11 protein-coding genes and 1 rRNA gene are annotated in these 17,029 nt (G+C 63.1%); 10 read left to right on the forward strand and 2 right to left on the reverse strand.

Annotation, left to right across the window (positions count from 1 at the left end; translation table 11 throughout):
- The first annotated feature begins 28 nt into the window (after nucleotides 1-28).
- The 8 genes from HNQ71_RS27615 to HNQ71_RS27650 all read left to right on the forward strand — a co-directional run bounded on the left by HNQ71_RS27615 (nucleotide 29) and on the right by HNQ71_RS27650 (nucleotide 11,724).
- Nucleotides 29-1,282, forward strand: coding sequence for an aspartate kinase (locus tag HNQ71_RS27615; protein ID WP_095084820.1), 1,254 nt, complete (start codon nucleotides 29-31; stop codon nucleotides 1,280-1,282).
- An 83-nt stretch (nucleotides 1,283-1,365) separates the two neighbouring features.
- On the forward strand, nucleotides 1,366-3,636 hold the full coding sequence (gene ptsP, locus HNQ71_RS27620) for a phosphoenolpyruvate--protein phosphotransferase (protein WP_184876318.1): 2,271 nt from the start codon (nucleotides 1,366-1,368) through the stop codon (nucleotides 3,634-3,636).
- Nucleotides 3,637-3,645: 9 nt separating this feature from the next.
- Nucleotides 3,646-4,725, forward strand: coding sequence for a peptide chain release factor 1 (prfA, locus tag HNQ71_RS27625; RefSeq protein ID WP_095084818.1), 1,080 nt, complete (start codon nucleotides 3,646-3,648; stop codon nucleotides 4,723-4,725).
- The gene (gene prmC / locus HNQ71_RS27630; RefSeq protein WP_184876320.1) at nucleotides 4,718-5,590 is read left to right on the forward strand and encodes a peptide chain release factor N(5)-glutamine methyltransferase; all 873 of its coding nucleotides are present in this window, start codon (nucleotides 4,718-4,720) and stop codon (nucleotides 5,588-5,590) included. The genes prfA and prmC overlap by 8 nt, the downstream gene beginning before the upstream one ends.
- 305 nt (nucleotides 5,591-5,895) lie before the next feature.
- On the forward strand, nucleotides 5,896-6,846 hold the full coding sequence (locus HNQ71_RS27635) for a DUF4167 domain-containing protein (protein WP_184876322.1): 951 nt from the start codon (nucleotides 5,896-5,898) through the stop codon (nucleotides 6,844-6,846).
- Between the two features lie 221 nt (nucleotides 6,847-7,067).
- Nucleotides 7,068-9,674, forward strand: coding sequence for an ATP-dependent chaperone ClpB (gene clpB / locus HNQ71_RS27640; protein WP_184876324.1), 2,607 nt, complete (start codon nucleotides 7,068-7,070; stop codon nucleotides 9,672-9,674).
- A 57-nt stretch (nucleotides 9,675-9,731) separates the two neighbouring features.
- Entirely contained in the window at nucleotides 9,732-10,097 is a 366-nt protein-coding gene (locus HNQ71_RS27645) for an MmcQ/YjbR family DNA-binding protein (protein ID WP_184876326.1), read from the forward strand.
- A gap of 151 nt (nucleotides 10,098-10,248) precedes the next feature.
- Nucleotides 10,249-11,724 (forward strand): L,D-transpeptidase family protein, encoded by a 1,476-nt coding sequence (locus tag HNQ71_RS27650; RefSeq protein ID WP_184876396.1) that lies wholly within the window; start codon nucleotides 10,249-10,251, stop codon nucleotides 11,722-11,724.
- A 23-nt stretch (nucleotides 11,725-11,747) separates the two neighbouring features.
- Here the strand turns inward: HNQ71_RS27650 and HNQ71_RS27655 are convergent, their stop codons facing one another.
- Nucleotides 11,748-12,380 carry a TMEM175 family protein gene (locus HNQ71_RS27655; protein WP_184876328.1) on the reverse strand — a complete coding sequence of 211 codons (633 nt, stop codon included), beginning with the start codon at nucleotides 12,378-12,380 and terminating at the stop codon, nucleotides 11,748-11,750.
- Between the two features lie 164 nt (nucleotides 12,381-12,544).
- Between HNQ71_RS27655 and HNQ71_RS27660 the strand changes: the two genes are divergently transcribed.
- The gene (locus tag HNQ71_RS27660; RefSeq protein WP_184876329.1) at nucleotides 12,545-14,104 is read left to right on the forward strand and encodes an MFS transporter; all 1,560 of its coding nucleotides are present in this window, start codon (nucleotides 12,545-12,547) and stop codon (nucleotides 14,102-14,104) included.
- 12 nt (nucleotides 14,105-14,116) lie between these two features.
- On the opposite strand, the gene HNQ71_RS27665 is transcribed toward HNQ71_RS27660, so the two are convergent.
- Nucleotides 14,117-16,084 (reverse strand): M23 family metallopeptidase, encoded by a 1,968-nt coding sequence (locus tag HNQ71_RS27665; RefSeq protein WP_184876331.1) that lies wholly within the window; start codon nucleotides 16,082-16,084, stop codon nucleotides 14,117-14,119.
- Between the two features lie 785 nt (nucleotides 16,085-16,869).
- Between HNQ71_RS27665 and HNQ71_RS27670 the strand changes: the two genes are divergently transcribed.
- Nucleotides 16,870-17,029 (forward strand): 16S ribosomal RNA (locus tag HNQ71_RS27670); the annotation flags it as partial.

The following is a 17,029-nucleotide window of genomic DNA, read 5'->3' on the forward strand; positions in this document are numbered from 1 at the left end:
CGGTATCAGGCAAAGGCATTTCGCTTCCATGGCGCGCATCGTGATGAAATTCGGCGGAACCTCCGTCGCCGACATCGCCCGCATCCGCAATGTGGCGCGTCACGTCAAACGCGAGGTCGACGCCGGCCATGAGGTGGCGGTGGTCGTCTCGGCGATGGCCGGCAAGACCAATGAACTGGTCCAATGGACGCGCGAAGCCTCGCCGATGCACGACGCACGCGAATATGACGCAGTCGTCGCTTCCGGCGAACAGGTCACCGCCGGCCTTCTGGCAATCACCTTGCAGAACATGGGCGTGCACGCCCGTTCCTGGCAGGGCTGGCAGATCCCGATCAAGACCGACAATGCGCACGGCGCGGCGCGCATCCTCGACATCGACGGCGCCTTCCTGATCAAGCGTTTCGGCGAGGGCCAGGTGGCGGTGGTCGCCGGCTTCCAGGGCATCGGCCCGGACAATCGCATCGCCACGCTTGGCCGCGGCGGTTCCGACACCAGCGCGGTGGCGATCGCTGCGGCGGTCAAGGCCGATCGTTGTGACATCTACACCGACGTCGACGGGGTCTACACCACCGATCCACGCATCGAGCCGAAGGCGCGGCGGCTGGCCAAGATTTCGTTCGAGGAAATGCTTGAAATGGCCTCGCTTGGCGCCAAGGTTCTGCAGGTGCGTTCGGTCGAGCTTGCCATGGTGCACAGGGTGCGTACCTTCGTGCGGTCGTCCTTCGACGATCCCGATGCGCCCGGAATGGGGGATTTGCTCAATCCGCCCGGAACGCTCATTTGCGACGAGGAAGAGATCGTGGAACAGCAGGTCGTCACCGGAATTGCCTATGCCAAGGACGAAGCGCAGATTTCGCTGCGCCGTGTCGGCGACCGGCCGGGCGTCGCCGCCGGCATCTTCGGGCCGCTGGCCGAGGCCAACATCAATGTCGACATGATCGTCCAGAACATTTCCGAGGACGGCAAGTTCACCGACATGACCTTCACCGTGCCGTCGGGCGATGTCGACAAGGCGCTGGCCGTGCTCGAGCGCCTGAAAGCCTCGATCGGCTACGATGTCGTGCAATCGGAAGCCGGCATGTCGAAGGTTTCGGTCATCGGCATCGGCATGAGGAGCCATGCCGGCGTCGCCGCCACAGCTTTCAAGGCGCTGGCCGACCGTTCGATCAACATCCGCGCCATCACGACCTCCGAGATCAAGATTTCGATACTGATCGACGGTCCGTACACCGAACTTGCGGTTCGTACTTTGCATTCCGTCTACGGTCTGGATAAGCAGTAGCGAGAACGATTTGAGTTGTTGCGTGTGCGCCGGTCGCAGTGGAAACTGCGGCGGGCATAATGCCCATTGGAGAAGAAGCCGCGATGCGTGATCAGGCCAGTGGCCCGCGCGTTTTGCTGAAACGGCTCCGCGAGCTCATGCAGGAGCCGCTGGAGCCGCAGGAGCGGCTTGACCGGATCGTGCGCGACATCGCCTCCAACATGGTCGCCGAGGTCTGCTCGCTCTACGTGCTGCGCGCCGATTCGGTGCTCGAACTCTACGCCACCGAAGGTTTGAACCCGAACGCCGTCCACCTGGCGCAGCTGCGGCTGGGGCAAGGCCTGGTCGGCACGATCGCGGCCAGCGCGCGGCCGCTCAACCTTTCCAACGCCCAGGAACACCCGGCCTTTGCCTACCTGCCGGAGACCGGGGAAGAGATCTACAACTCCTTCCTTGGCGTGCCGGTGCTACGGGCAGGGCGCACGCTGGGCGTGCTGGTGGTGCAGAACAAGACGATGCGCCACTACCGCGACGACGAGGTCGAGGCGCTGGAAACCACGGCGATGGTGATCGCCGAGATGATCGCCACCGGCGATCTGGCGCGGCTGACCCGGCCCGGCCTCGAACTCGACCTGCGCCGTCCGGTCAGTTTCACCGGCCTGTCCTTCAACGACGGCGTCGGGCTTGGCCATGTCGTGCTGCACGAGCCGCGCATCGTCGTCACCAATTTGTTCAACGAGGACAGCGAGGAAGAGGTCCGCCGGCTCGAGACCTCGCTCGGCTCGCTCCGGCTCTCCATCGACGACATGCTGGAACGTCGCGACGTCGCCTTCGAGGGCGAGCATCGCCAGGTCCTGGAAGCCTATCGCATGTTCGCCAACGACCGCGGCTGGGTGCGCCGGCTGGAAGAGGCGATTCGCAACGGCCTGACCGCGGAAGCAGCGGTGGAAAAGGTGCAGAGCGACATGCGCGCCCGCATGCTGCACATGACCGACCCCTATCTGCGCGAGCGGATGAGCGATTTCGACGACCTCGCCAACCGGCTGCTGCGCCAGCTGATGGGGCGCGGGCCGGAAGATGTCGCGGCGTCGCTGCCGAAGGACGCCATCATCGTCGCCCGCTCGATGGGTGCCGCCGAGCTGCTCGACTATCCCCGCGACAAGATGCGCGGGCTGGTGCTCGAGGATGGTGCTGCCACCAGCCACGTCGTCATCGTCGCGCGCGCCATGGGCATCCCTGTCGCCGGCCAGATGAAGGGCGCCGTTTCCATGGCGGAAAACGGCGATGCCATCATCGTCGACGGCGAAGAGGGCGTGATCCATTTGCGGCCGCAGCCCGACCTCGAAGCCGCCTATGCCGAAAAGGTGCGTTTCCGGGCGCGCCGGCAAGAGGTCTATCGCGAGCTGCGCAAGAAGCCGTCGACGACCAGGGATGGTGTCCAGGTCGATTTGTTGATGAATGCCGGTCTTGCCGTCGACCTGCCACAGCTTGCCGAGGCGGGTGCGGCCGGCATCGGCCTGTTCCGCACCGAATTGCAGTTCATGGTCGCCTCGACATTTCCCCGCGCCGAGGCCCAGGAAAAGCTTTACCGCGACGTGCTCGAAGCGGCGCGCGGCAAGCCGGTGACCTTCCGCACCATCGATATTGGCGGCGACAAGGTGCTGCCCTATTTCAAGGGTGCGATCCAGGAGGAGAACCCGGCGCTCGGATGGCGGGCGATCCGCCTGACGCTCGACCGGCCGGGCCTGCTGCGCACCCAGATCCGCGCTCTGCTCAAGGCCAGTGGCGGACGAGAATTGAAGCTGATGCTGCCGATGGTGACCGAGCTTGGCGAGATCGCCCAGGCGCGCGAGATCATCGACCGCGAGGTCAGGCATCTGTCGCGCTTTGCCCATCATCTGCCGACCAGCCTCAAGCTGGGCGCGATGCTGGAAGTGCCGTCGCTTCTGTTTCAGCTCGACGAATTGATGAAGGCGGTCGACTTCGTCTCGGTCGGTTCGAACGATCTGTTCCAGTTCGTCATGGCCGTCGACCGCGGCAACACGCAATTGGCCAACCGGTTCGATACGCTGTCGGCGCCGTTCCTGCGCGTCCTGAAGCAGATCGCCGATGCCGGCATCCGCAACCACACGCCGGTAACACTGTGCGGCGAACTCGCTGGCAAGCCGATCTCGGCAATGGCGCTGATCGGTCTTGGCTTCCGCTCGATCTCGATGTCGCCGGCCTCGATCGGCCCGGTCAAGGCGATGCTGACGGAGCTGCCGCTGGATGAGTTGGAGGCGTTCTTCAACGACAATCTGATGGCGCCGGCGCAGGGGCTGCCGATGCGGGCGCTGCTGCAGGCCTTTGCCGACGACCGTTCGATCCCATTGTAGCCCCACATCATGGTCAATTTGCCACGCGATCGTATGGATCAAGTCGTCAAGCGTTTCGAGATGCTCGAAGCGCAGATGTCGGCTGGCCCGGCGCCGGATGCCTATGTGCGGATGGCGTCGGAATACGCCGAGATCCAGGACATGGTGGCCAAGGTCAGGGCACTGCGCTCGGCCGAGCATGAGCAGGCCGATCTTGAGGCCATGCTTGCCGACAAGGGTACCGATGCCGAAATGCGGGCTTTGGCGGAGGCCGACCTGCCGGAGGTCGAGGAGCGCATCGAGGCGCTGCAGAAGGACATCCAGATCCTGCTGCTGCCCAAGGATGCAGCCGACGACAAGAACGCAATTCTCGAAATCCGCGCCGGCACCGGCGGCGACGAGGCCGCCCTTTTCGCCGGCGACCTGTTTCGCATGTATGAGCGCTATGCTGCCGAACGCGGCTGGCGTTTCGAGACGGTGTCGGCCAGCGATGGCGATGCAGGCGGCTACAAGGAGATCATCGCCACGATCTCCGGCAAGGGCGTCTTTGCGCATCTGAAGTTCGAATCCGGCGTGCACCGCGTGCAGCGCGTGCCGGCGACGGAGGCGAGCGGGCGCATCCACACTTCGGCCGCCACGGTCGCGGTGCTGCCGGAAGCCGAAGAGGTCGACATCGACATCAGGGCCGAGGACATCCGCATCGACACCATGCGCGCCTCGGGCTCGGGTGGCCAGCACGTCAACACCACCGATTCGGCTGTCCGCATCACCCATCTGCCGACCGGCATCATGGTGGTGCAGGCGGAAAAGTCGCAGCATCAGAATAGGGCGAAGGCCATGCAGATCCTGCGCGCTCGCCTCTATGACCTGGAGCGCAGCAAGGCGGATGAGGAACGCTCCGAATCACGCAAGTCTCAAGTCGGCTCCGGCGACCGCTCCGAGCGCATCCGTACCTATAATTTCCCGCAAGGCCGCGTCACCGACCACCGCATCAACCTGACGCTCTACAAGCTCGACCGCGTGATGATGGGCGAACTCGACGAAGTGATCGACGCGCTGATCGCCGATCACCAGTCGAAGCTGCTTGCCGACATCGGCATCGATGGCTGATCGACTGCCCGAGGCGCTGGGGCCGCTGCTGCGGCAGGCGCAGGCTCGGCTTGCCGCTGTCGATGATCCGGCGCTCGATGCAAGGCTGATCGTCGAACATTTTTCCGGCACGACGCGCACGCAGGCGATTGCCGATCCCAACCGCAAGATCGACGGAAGCGCCATTGCGGCAATTGCTGATGCCTTGAGACGGCGCGTCGGCGGCGAGCCGGTGCATCGCATCCTCGGCTATCGCGAGTTTTATGGTTTGCGCCTTTCGTTGTCGCCGGAAACGCTGGAGCCGCGGCCGGATACCGAAACGCTGGTCGAGGCGATGCTGCCTTTCGTCAAGGCAGTGGCAGAGCGGCAAGGCGAATGCCGCATCCTCGATCTTGGCACCGGCACCGGCGCCATTGCGCTGGCGCTGCTTAGCGCAGTGCCGGCCGCGATCGCAACCGGCATCGACATGTCCGCGGGCGCGCTGGCAACGGCGACCCACAATGCCCGGCAACTCGGCCTTGCAGGTCGGTTCACGGCCCTCCAGTCGGACTGGTTCGAAAAAGTTTCTGGCCGGTACCATGTAATTGCCGCAAACCCTCCCTATATACCTTCTGAAGACATTGGAAATCTGCAGGACGAAGTCCGCAATTTCGATCCGCGCCTGGCCTTGGATGGTGGCGCGGACGGTCTGAGCCCCTACAGGATCATCGCCGCGGAAGCGGCAAGGTTTTTGGAAGCTGAAAGCAGGATTGCGGTCGAGATCGGCCACACGCAGCACAACGAGGTCTTGGAGATATTCGTCGCAGCCGGCTACCTGCCGGGCGGTGCATTTCAGGACCTTGGTGGAAACGACAGGGTTCTTGTCTTTAAAAGGACAAAGCCTTGACGCAGTGCAAAAAAAAGCGCTTGGCAATGCCGGGGAATGCGGCTAGGGTCGCCTTAACCGGATGAGACGAAGCAGGCAGTGCTCTTAGCGATTCGGTTTTCCTTGGAAATAGCTGCCTTCTTGCGCAAAACGATGCCCAAGCTTCGTGCGGGAATCGTCCGGCAAGTGATGTAACCGGAACAGGATGGCACGTGGCGCCAACGCAATTGATGCGGGCGAACGCCGGTGAAGAAACGAAGCGGCTGGCTGCATGAGCGCCTCCGTTCGTGAAGAGTTTTCGAAAATTTCAAAATGAAGAGAGTTTCATGAGGCCACAACAGCAGAACAGGCGCATGCGCGGTCGCAACAACAATGGCGGCGGCGGCGGCAATAACAACAATAACAACAACAACCGCAAGGGACCAAATCCCCTGACGCGCAACTACGAGAGCAACGGCCCGGACGTGAAGATCCGCGGTTCGGCTCAGCAGATCGCCGAAAAATACGCCACCTTGGCCCGTGATGCGCACAGCTCCGGCGACCGGGTCATGGCGGAGAACTATCTCCAGCACGCCGAGCACTACAATCGCATCATCGCAGCCGCGCAGGCACAGATGCCGATCCAGAACACGCAACAGAATCGCGATGATTTCGACGATGAGGGCGACGAGGATCGCGACGAGTTCGACAATGCCGGCAACAGCGGCAACACTGGTTCCGAAGCCCAGGTGCCGGTGATCAACCATGGTGCCGGGCCGCAGCCGGTCATCGAAGGCATGCCGGCCGAGGTCGCGCTCAACCGGGAAAACGGCCGCGACAATCGGGATGGCAATAGCGGGCGCAACAATGGCGGCCGCGACAACAATGGTGGGCGCCATCGCGATCGTCGCCCCAACGGCGGCTACGGCCAGAATGGCCAGCGTGATTATGGTTCGTCCGCCGAGCAGGGCGGCCAGCCCCAGCGCAACGAGGCCCCGATCCAGGCCGAAACCGCTTCGCCGACCGAATCCACAGAATCCGTTGTGACAGCCGAGCCGGTTCCGCTGTTCGAGAACCTGTCGCCGGCAGGTCTTGCCGCCCAGGCCGAACTCAACGAGGCGGCCGCCGAAAGCGGTGCTGTCCGTCGCCCGAGGCGTCCGCGCCGCCCGCGCGTCAGTGCCGATCAGGTCGACGGCGGCAGCGACAATGCCAATTCCGGGGCTGATGCCGGCGAGGTGGCTGTGGCCCCGGCCGACGGCGGCAATGCCGAACCGGTCAAAGTCGACATCGACAACTGATCGAACGACATTTCAGGATATCGGACGGCGGAGAGAAATCTCCGCCGTTTTCGTTTTGTGCCGCGATGGAATATTGTGCGTTGACCGACATCAAGGCGTCTTGAGACAGCATGGCCTATGCACCATATCAGCCTCAAACTGGACCCGGCTCGAATGGGCGGGTCCGTCACCGCAATCGGATCCGGTGCCGCAAAGCGGGCCGGTGATGGAAGGAGACAGATATGAACCTTGAGAAATACTCGGAGCGCGTGCGCGGCTTCATCCAGTCCGCGCAGACCATGGCGCTCTCCCGCAACCACCAGCAGTTCACACCCGAACACATCCTGAAGGTGCTCGTCGACGACGACGAGGGCCTAGCCGCGTCGCTGATCGAACGCGCCGGCGGCAACGTCCGCGATGTCAAGCTTGGCGTCGAAACGGCGCTCGAAGCGATGCCCAAGGTCGAAGGCGGCAACGGCCAGCTCTACCTGGCGCAGCCGCTGGCCAAGGTGTTTTCGACCGCCGAAGAGCTGGCCAAGAAGGCCGGCGACAGCTTCGTCACCGTCGAGCGGCTCTTGCAGGCGCTCGCCATGGAGAAATCGGCCAAGACCGCCGACATCCTGGCCAAGGCCGGGATCACCGCGCAGGCGCTCAACCAGGTCATCAACGATGTCCGCAAGGGTCGCACCGCCGATTCGGCGAGCGCCGAACAGAGCTACGATGCGTTGAAGAAATACGCACGTGACCTGACCGCGGATGCCCGCGCCGGCAAGCTCGATCCGGTCATCGGCCGTGACGACGAGATCCGCCGCACCATCCAGGTGCTGTCGCGCCGTACCAAGAACAATCCGGTGCTGATCGGCGAGCCGGGCGTCGGCAAGACGGCGATCGCCGAAGGCCTGGCGCTGCGCATCGTCAATGGCGACGTACCGGAATCGTTGAAGGACAAGCAATTGATGGCGCTCGACATGGGCGCGCTGATTGCCGGCGCCAAATACCGCGGCGAGTTCGAGGAGCGGCTGAAGGCCGTGCTCTCCGAAGTCACCTCGGCCGACGGCAACATCATCCTGTTCATCGACGAGATGCACACGCTGGTCGGCGCCGGCAAGGCGGATGGCGCCATGGATGCGTCGAACCTGTTGAAGCCGGCATTGGCGCGCGGTGAATTGCACTGCGTCGGCGCCACCACGCTCGATGAATATCGCAAGCATGTCGAGAAGGATGCGGCTCTTGCCCGCCGCTTCCAGCCGGTGTTCGTCGATGAGCCGACTGTGGAAGACACCGTCTCGATCCTGCGCGGCCTGAAGGAAAAATACGAACAGCACCACAAGGTGCGCATCTCGGATTCGGCGCTGGTTGCGGCGGCGACGCTGTCCAACCGCTACATCGCCGACCGCTTCCTGCCGGACAAGGCAATCGACCTCGTCGACGAAGCCGCCTCGCGGCTGCGCATGCAGGTCGATTCCAAGCCCGAGGCACTCGACGAGATCGATCGCCGCATCATGCAGCTCAAGATCGAGCGCGAGGCGCTGAAGGTCGAGACTGACGATGCCTCGAAGGATCGGCTCGCCCGCCTGGAAAAGGAACTCGCCGGGCTCGAGGAGGAATCGACCGAGATCACCACCAAGTGGCAGGCCGAGAAGCAGAAGCTCGGGCTTGCCGCCGATCTGAAGAAGCAGCTCGACGAGGCGCGCAACGAGCTTGCCATTGCCCAGCGCAAGGGTGAATTCCAGCGCGCCGGCGAACTTGCCTATGGCAAGATCCCGGAACTGGAAAAGAAGCTGAAGGAAGCCGAAGCCCAGGACGGCAAGGTCGGCATGGTGGAAGAGGTGGTCACCCCCGACCACGTCGCCCATATCGTCTCGCGCTGGACCGGGATTCCGGTCGACAAGATGCTGCAGGGCGAGCGCGACAAGCTGTTGCGCATGGAAGACGAGATCGGCAAGCGCGTCGTCGGCCAGGGCGAGGCGGTGCAAGCTGTCTCGAAGGCGGTGCGGCGCGCCCGCGCGGGCCTGCAGGATCCGAACCGGCCGATCGGCTCGTTCATGTTCCTCGGACCGACGGGCGTCGGCAAGACCGAACTGACCAAGGCGCTTGCCAGTTTCCTGTTCGACGACGAGAGCGCCATGGTGCGCATCGACATGTCGGAGTTCATGGAGAAGCACTCGGTCGCCCGGCTGATCGGCGCACCTCCCGGCTACGTCGGCTACGAGGAGGGCGGTGCTCTGACCGAAGCGGTGCGGCGCAGGCCCTATCAGGTCGTGCTGTTCGACGAGATCGAGAAGGCGCATCCGGACGTGTTCAACGTGCTGCTGCAGGTGCTCGACGACGGCCGCCTGACCGACGGCCAGGGCCGTACCGTCGACTTCCGCAACACGCTGATCATCATGACGTCGAACCTTGGCGCGGAATATCTCGTCAATCTCGGCGAGGACCAGGATGTCGACCAGGTTCGCGACGAGGTGATGAATGTCGTCAAGGCCTCGTTCCGGCCGGAGTTCCTCAACCGCGTCGACGAGGTGATCCTGTTCCACCGGCTGCGCCGGCAGGACATGGGCCGCATCGTCGAGATCCAGCTCAAGCGGCTGGAAAGCCTGCTGACCGATCGCAAGATCACGCTGTCGCTGGACCAGGAGGCGATCGACTGGCTGGCGGCCAAGGGTTACGACCCGGCCTACGGCGCGCGGCCGCTGAAGCGGGTGATGCAGAAGGAACTGCAGGACCCGCTGGCAGAGAAGATACTGCTCGGCGACATCCTCGACGGCTCGACCGTCAAGGTGACCGCCGGTTCCGACCGGCTGAACTTCCGCTCGAAGCCGACGATTGTGGCGGCTGAGGCGGCAGCCTGATCCAACGCCGCGCGTCCAGCCTGGACGCGCGGCTTTTTCATAAAGGCGGGGGCGCGGATGACGCTGGACGACTACAACAGCTTCTGCGCTTCGCTGCCTTCGACAAACCATGTCGTCCAGTGGGGCGGCGCCCATGTCTGGAAGGTCGGGGCCAAGGTCTTTGCGATCGGCGGCTGGGACCAGGGCCAGCAGTTCTTCGTCACCTTCAAATGTTCCGACATCGCCTATGACGTGCTCAAGGAGCAGCCGGGCTTGCGGCCGGCACCCTATCTTGCTTCGCGCGGCATGAAATGGATCCAGCGTCAGACAAGCCAGAGCATGGATGATGACGCGCTGAAGGACTATCTGCGCGAGAGCCATCGCCTTGTTGCCCTGAAGCTGACGAAGCAGGCGCGCAAGGAGTTGGGACTTGCCGCAAGCTAGCTGATATTCGTCGAGACGCCGGGAAACCGCCATCTTCATGCCCGGTTCATATTGGAACCATATGGTGGTGAACTGGTTTGCTGGCGAAGGGGTTCGCCGTACAGGGACACTGCCGGGCGGCGGCAACTACGGACCGGAGAGTTTGGCCACCATGCTGCGCACTATCTTCACCCTTTCGGTACTCGCCGGCGGGCTTTTATCTTCTGGCGCGCTGGGCGCGCCGACGCAGGACAGCGCACCACGCATTGCCCGCGCTGCCCACGACGGCAACATCCTTGTCGCCCAGGACGGCAATCTCGACATCTATTACGACGCCAGGGGCAACCGCGTCATCGTCGATTCCGATACCGGCAAGGTCATCGCCATCCAGCCGCCGCAGACGCGGCTCGACCGGCGCGCGCTACGCCGCGAGACACGGCTGCGCGAGCTAGGCCGCGTCCCTGATGACAATGACCGCTACTATCTGGACAATCCGGAAGACATGGCGCGGTTCCGTCGCAAGCAGTTGGAAGAAGAAGGCCGGGTCATCCCGCCGCCGGCTGACGAATACAATCCCGACAGTGACAATTCCGTGGAAGCCTATCCGCCGCCGCCACCGCAGGACGACGGCAGCTACGACAACAATTATCCCGATGCGCAGCAGCCGGCAGAACCGGGCACCATCAAACGCCAGCCGCTGAACGAGGCCTCGATAGACCCTGCCCCGCCTGCGTCTCCCGATCAGGCGGGACTTCCGCCAACGGCCGGTGGCAAGACGACCGTCGAGCCGGCGCTTTCGCTGGGAGCACGCCAGGATGTCGCGGCGCTGCAGGTGCTGCTCGACCGGGGTGGCGCTTCGCCTGGCGTCATCGACGGGCGTTTCGGTTCGAATGTCGACAAGGCGCTCGCCGCCTACAACCAGATCACCGGCAGCAATCTGCGATCGACCGATGCGGTCGGCATCCAGGCAGCTCTTGCGCAGTCCGGCGGCGATGCCTTCGCCAACTACACCATTACCCCGGAGGATGCGGCCGGTCCCTATGTGGCCTCGATCCCGGAAGACTATAGCCAGAAGGCGCAGCTCGACCGCATGGGCTATACGTCGGTGACCGAGGCGCTCGCGGAGCGCTTCCACATGGACGAGAACTACCTCAAGGCGCTCAACCCGGACGCCAACTTCAATCGTCCCGGCACGACCATCAAGGTCGCCAATTTCGGCAAACTGGTCTCGACGCCGGTTGCCCGTATCGTCGCCGACAAGGGCAGGAAAGAAGTCTTCGCCTATGATGCGGGCGGCAAGCTGGTGGCAGCCTATCCCGCAACCATCGGCTCGGCGGACACGCCGTCACCCTCGGGCATACACGCTGTATCGCGCGTCGCGCTCGATCCGAACTATACCTACAATCCGAGCATCAACTTCAAGCAGGGCCAGAACGACAAGGTCCTGACCATTCCGCCAGGTCCGAACGGTCCGGTCGGCTCGGTGTGGATTGCTCTGGACAAGCCGACCTACGGTATCCACGGCACGCCGGATCCGTCGAAGATCGGCAAGACAGAAAGCCATGGCTGCGTCCGCCTGACCAACTGGGATGCGCGTGAACTGGCTAAGCTGGTCTCGCCGGGCGTGACGGTGGAGTTCGTCGACTGAAGCTGAAGCGGTGTCCCGAACGCTCAGCCAATTATCCTGCGCACCCACTTCGCGCCCGGGGTTGCGGCATAGACCAGTTGCACCACCAGGATAAATCCGACGCCGAGCAACGGCGTGATCAGGCACAGTGCCGCGCCGATCGCCCACAGGATCTGCGCCTTGACGATGCGCAGATAGACCGTTCGCTTGGCTTTCGCATCGACACCTTCCGCCAGGAAGCCGCTTTTCTCCGCATAGCGCCAGCTGGCGAACAGCGTGACGCCGAGCATCAGCAGATTGAGCCAGTAGACCAGCACCGCGGTTCTGAATTCGAGGAAGTCGGCCAAAAGATCGGTCGAGAACGGCAGCAGGGCGATGAAGGCGAGAAAGCAGAGGTTCAGCGTGGCAAGCCGCCGGTCGGATTTGGCGATCAGCCCATGCTGCGCCTGCTGGCCGAACCAGAAGATGGTCAGCGTCAGGAAGCTCAAGGCGTAGGTCAGGAAGCGTGGCCCCAGTGCCGCGATCGCGGCAAGCAGATCGCGCTCCGAATGGATCGCCTCGTGCGCCGGCACCCTGATTTCGAGGACGATCAGGGTGAGTGCGATGGCGAACACGCCGTCGGTGATGCCGACGATACGGCCGCGTCCCTCCGCCGATGCTTCAAGTGGCCGCTTCATCGACTTCTCCCCGTCTGCAATTTTCCAGAAACTTGGCCAGAAACCTAGCATGACTGCCGCCATGTGCACCCGGACAGGGGCAATCCTGGCCATGTGGCTGGTTTCAAGGACAGCAAGCCACTGGCCGGTTGTTGCCAACACGCCTGCGGTCTAAGCAAGGTTCCATGCATTCACCAAGCGAAGCCGCCGCCGTTCCGCTGACCAGTCCAGTCACGAACGGCACGTTCTGTCCACCATCGCAACGGCGATTCGTGCTGATCGCGGCGACCCTGGCCTCGGCGCTCGGCTTCATCGACGGTTCGATCCTGGCCATCGCCATGCCGGCGATCCGCGTCAACCTTGGCGCCAGCCTGGCGCAAGCGCAGTGGATTTCCAACGCCTATGCGTTGACGCTCTCGGCAATGATCCTTGCCGGGGGTGCCGCCGGCGATCGATTCGGTCTGCGCCGCGCCTTCGTGGCAGGAATTGCGCTGTTCATTGTCGCTTCGCTTGCCTGCGCGCTGGCGCCGAATGCGGTGGTGCTGATCGCATTTCGGGCGCTGCAGGGCATTGGTGCTGCGGTCATGGTGCCGGGCAGCCTCGCCATCATCGCCAAGGCCTATCCGAAAAAAGAGCGCGGCCGGGCCATCGGCATCTGGGCCGCGGCTTCGGCGCTGACCACGGCACTTGGCCCGGTGCTCGGCGGCTTCGTGCTGTCGGCTTTCGGCGATGGCATCTGGCGGGCGATCTTCGCCATCAACCTGCCGCTCGGCCTGATCTCGATCTATCTTTTGCTGGCCAAGATTCCAGCCGATGCGCCGGCGGAAAAGCGCAGCCTGGATCTCGGCGGTGCCGCGCTCGCGACATTGGCCTTCGGCGCGCTCGCCTACGGGCTGACCTCGATGAGCGCCAGCGGCGAGGGCCATTTGTCGGGGCCGAGCATTGCCGCCGGCGCCGTACTGCTGGCTGTCTTCATCGCCTTCGAGCTTAGGCAGCGCGAGCCGATGATCGATCTGTCGCTGTTTCGCATCGGCGCTTTCGCCGGCGCCAATGTCGCGACGTTCTTCCTCTATTTCGCGCTGTCGGCCAATCTTTTCTACCTGCCGATGCTGCTGATCGCCGGCTGGGGACTGAGCACGGCCGAGGTCGGCTTCATCTTCCTGCCGCTGTCGGCATCGATGGCACTTTTGTCGAGGCCGGTCGGCCAGTTGTCCGACCGGATCGGGCCACGCTTTCCGATCGCCTGCGGCAGCCTTATCGTGGCTTTCGCCTTTGCCGGGCTTGCCTTGCTCGCCCATGCCGGCATCCACAATTTCTGGACGGGAACGTTTCCGCTGATGGGGCTGATGGGGCTCGGCATGGCGCTGGTCGTGTCGCCACTGTCGACCGCGATCATGACGGCGGTGGAAGACAAGGATACCGGTGCTGCCTCAGGCATAAACAATGCCGTCTCGCGCATCGGCGGCCTGATCGCGGTGGCAGCGATGGGCTCGCTTGCCGCCTGGGTCTACGCGAAAGCACTCGATGGGAATGCGATGCCCGGAGTGCCAGGCTTTGGCGAACCGGCGATGGCTGGGCTTGCGCCGGCAGTCGATGCAGCGAGGCTCGCCGCCGGCGACGCGGCGTTTTCCGCCGTCTCTTCGGTGACGGCGCTGCTTTGCCTGCTCTCGGCAGTCATCGCGTGGACGACCATTTCCGGTCAGCGGCTGCCATGGCCACGGCGTGCGGAAAATCAGCAAGGCTGAAAAGTCAGCGAATCAGCCGTCGATCTTGGCGCTCGCCACCTTCAGCGAATCAGTGTCTTCCTGCTTCAGCAGGTCGTCGATGCGCTCGCGTTCGCGCTTGAAGGCGACGAGATCATCGCCCTTCAGCACTTTGCCGACCGGCAGCCGGACACGCATCGAATCGACTTTGGTGCCGTTGACGATCAGCTCGTAATGGAGATGCGGACCGGTGGAGAGGCCGGTCTGGCCGAGATAACCAATGACCTGGCCCTGGCGAACGCGCACGCCTTCTTCGATGCCTTTGGCAAAGGCGCTCTGGTGATTGTAGGACGTCTCGTAGCCATTGGCATGACGAATGATGATCTGTTTGCCATAGCCGCCGGCCCAACCCGCCTTCTCGACGACGCCATTGCCGGCGGCGATGATCGGCGATCCGATCGGGGCGGCCCAGTCCGTACCTGTGTGCATGCGGACATAGCCGAGGATAGGATGCCTGCGCGCACCAAACCCGGAGGTAAATCTCCCGTTTGGTAGTGGGTTGCGCAGTAGGAACTGCTCGGCGCTGCTGCCGTTCTCGTCGAAATAGTCCGTGCTACCGTCCTGCATCTGAAACCGGTAGAAGTTGCGCGTCTGCCCGCCGAAGGTCGATGAGACATAAAGCAGTTCGGACTCGTCGGACGCTTGGTCGTCGCCATCCGGCTGCGAGAACAAGACTTCGAGGCGATCCGCCGGATTGAGTCGCGACTGGAAGTCGACGCCGGATGCCAGCAGCTTGACCAGTTGCTGGGTCATCTTTTTCGACATGCCATAGGAATAAGCGGCGCGGTAGATGCCGTCATAGATGTTCGGCAAATTTCCGCGCACCACCACGGGCGGTGAGTCGTCGAACGCCGTCAGCAATTCGGGGTTCGGATCCGGCTCCTGCGCCGGCACATACTGGCCGCGATCGTCGAGCGCGATGGTGACGATGTGCTGCGTTCGGTCGTAGACGCTGGTACGCACGACCTTGGCGGCGTCGCCATGCACCTCGAGACCGACACGCAGCACGGTTCCGGCCTTGAGCGCCGTCGCGTTCAACAGCTTGGCGATCGCTTCGGCCATGCCGGTGGCGTCTTCTCCCGTATAGCCCGAATCGGCAAAGGCCTCGGTAATGTCGAGATCCTTGGTGAAGGGAATGATTTCCTCGGCGAAAGCCGGCGCCTGATCGTCGGCGGCGGCGCGTGGCGCCACCGAGACGTTCTCCGGCACGATCTTGACGTCATAGGAGCCGGCCATGCTCTCGGCAAAGGCGTCGCCGAATCGCTGCGGGTCGACATAATGGAGTGACGCGACCTGCACGGCGCCATCGCTGAGGTCTGTGCCGGCTTCGCGCACCACCTTTTCCACCTCGTCGGCGGAGAGGTCGCTCTTTTCGTCGAAGGCAGCCGTCTCGATCGGGAAATCGACGGTCTTCAGGCTCATCTCGCTTTCGACCTTGGCGCCGTAGATCTGGCCGGAAGCGGCCGAGGCTGTCGCCGGCTGCGCAGCACTGTCGTCGCCGTCGTTGCCGAACACCTGCATCGGGTCGAAAGGCGGGTAGGGGCGGCTGGTGGTGTGGCCGGCGGCAAGCGCCATCTTGATCTGCACGAAAGGCATGGTGTGGATGACATCACGGTCGCCGACCTTGGTCACCATCGACACTTCCATCCGACGGCGGTCCTTGGCCTTGGCGATCTGACGCGGCGCCACCAGCCTTGTCGTCTTGGCCACCTCGCCGGAATCGCCATTGCCGGCAAGATTGATCAGTTCCGCAATCTCGGGTGGCGTCGCCAACTGCTGACGTCCGTCAAGGGCAGCGAACAGTGCCACGCCCATCAGCACGCTCGAGGTCACGCCGGTGAGGAAGGTGCCTGACAGCCAGCGTGCGGAAACCTCGCGCCGGTCGGGCGGGCCGCTGCGGCCGTCCGCGATAAGCGGCGGCTCGTTGCCGAGTTCGGCTATGACATCTTCCGTGTCTGGCATCCAGAAAGGCTGCTTCTTCCCCGGGGCGGAACGGCTTGTCGCTTTTGTTGTGGCCGTGACATTTGCCTGTCATGGCCGGTGAAGTCAACGAAGCCCACGCCCCGGCCGAATTCCCCTCGCGCACTTCTCTTGTATAGGGCGCTCTGTAAAGAGGGGCGGTTCACCTTCTCTGCAAGGCTCATCGCGCACCCCTATATGAGGCTCTTGAAAGAGGCGCTGCGCCGTCGGCGCAGTGCCGCTTTCGTTGGCTTTGGTGTCGAACGGCAATGCGGCGGCAATAGGGCTCCTTCGTGGTCGCCTACCCGGTGTTGTCGCGGTTCCCCAAGGGCAGTCGGCTATCAACAGGCAGGGCCCGAGATTTCTGTCGCAAAAAGTTCAAAAACTTTGAGATGGCTGTTGACACTTGTTGATGGTGGCGACTATATACGCCTCACCAACGAGGGCGGCACGCCGCTGGCGACGAAGAAGTTTGCTTCTAAGCCTGCCCGTTGTGAGATTCAAGAGAGCCGCGTAAGCGACACTCGGACGGCCCCGGAGCCAAAAGCGAAACGGGCCACGACACTGCGTCTGCGGTGTCTGTTCTTTGAAAATTTAATATTGAAGAAAGAGAAACGTGGGCGGCAGAGTCCTGCTGAACCTCTTATCCCGCCAGGGATAGGTTGTTCGAACGAGACTTTGGCGGACACGTTTTGAGAGAATAAAGTCTACCAAGACACGCGAGTGTCTAGGTGTGAATGTTCTCGTCAATTCAAAGCGTGACCAGATAAAAGCCAATCAAAGTTTCAAAACTTGAGAGTTTGATCCTGGCTCAGAACGAACGCTGGCGGCAGGCTTAACACATGCAAGTCGAGCGCCTCGCAAGAGGAGCGGCAGACGGGTGAGTAACGCGTGGGAATCTACCCATCTCTACGGAACAACTCCGGGAAACTGGAGCTAATACCGTAT

Source organism: Mesorhizobium sangaii, from assembly GCF_014207355.1.
Taxonomy (GTDB): domain Bacteria; phylum Pseudomonadota; class Alphaproteobacteria; order Rhizobiales; family Rhizobiaceae; genus Mesorhizobium; species Mesorhizobium sangaii.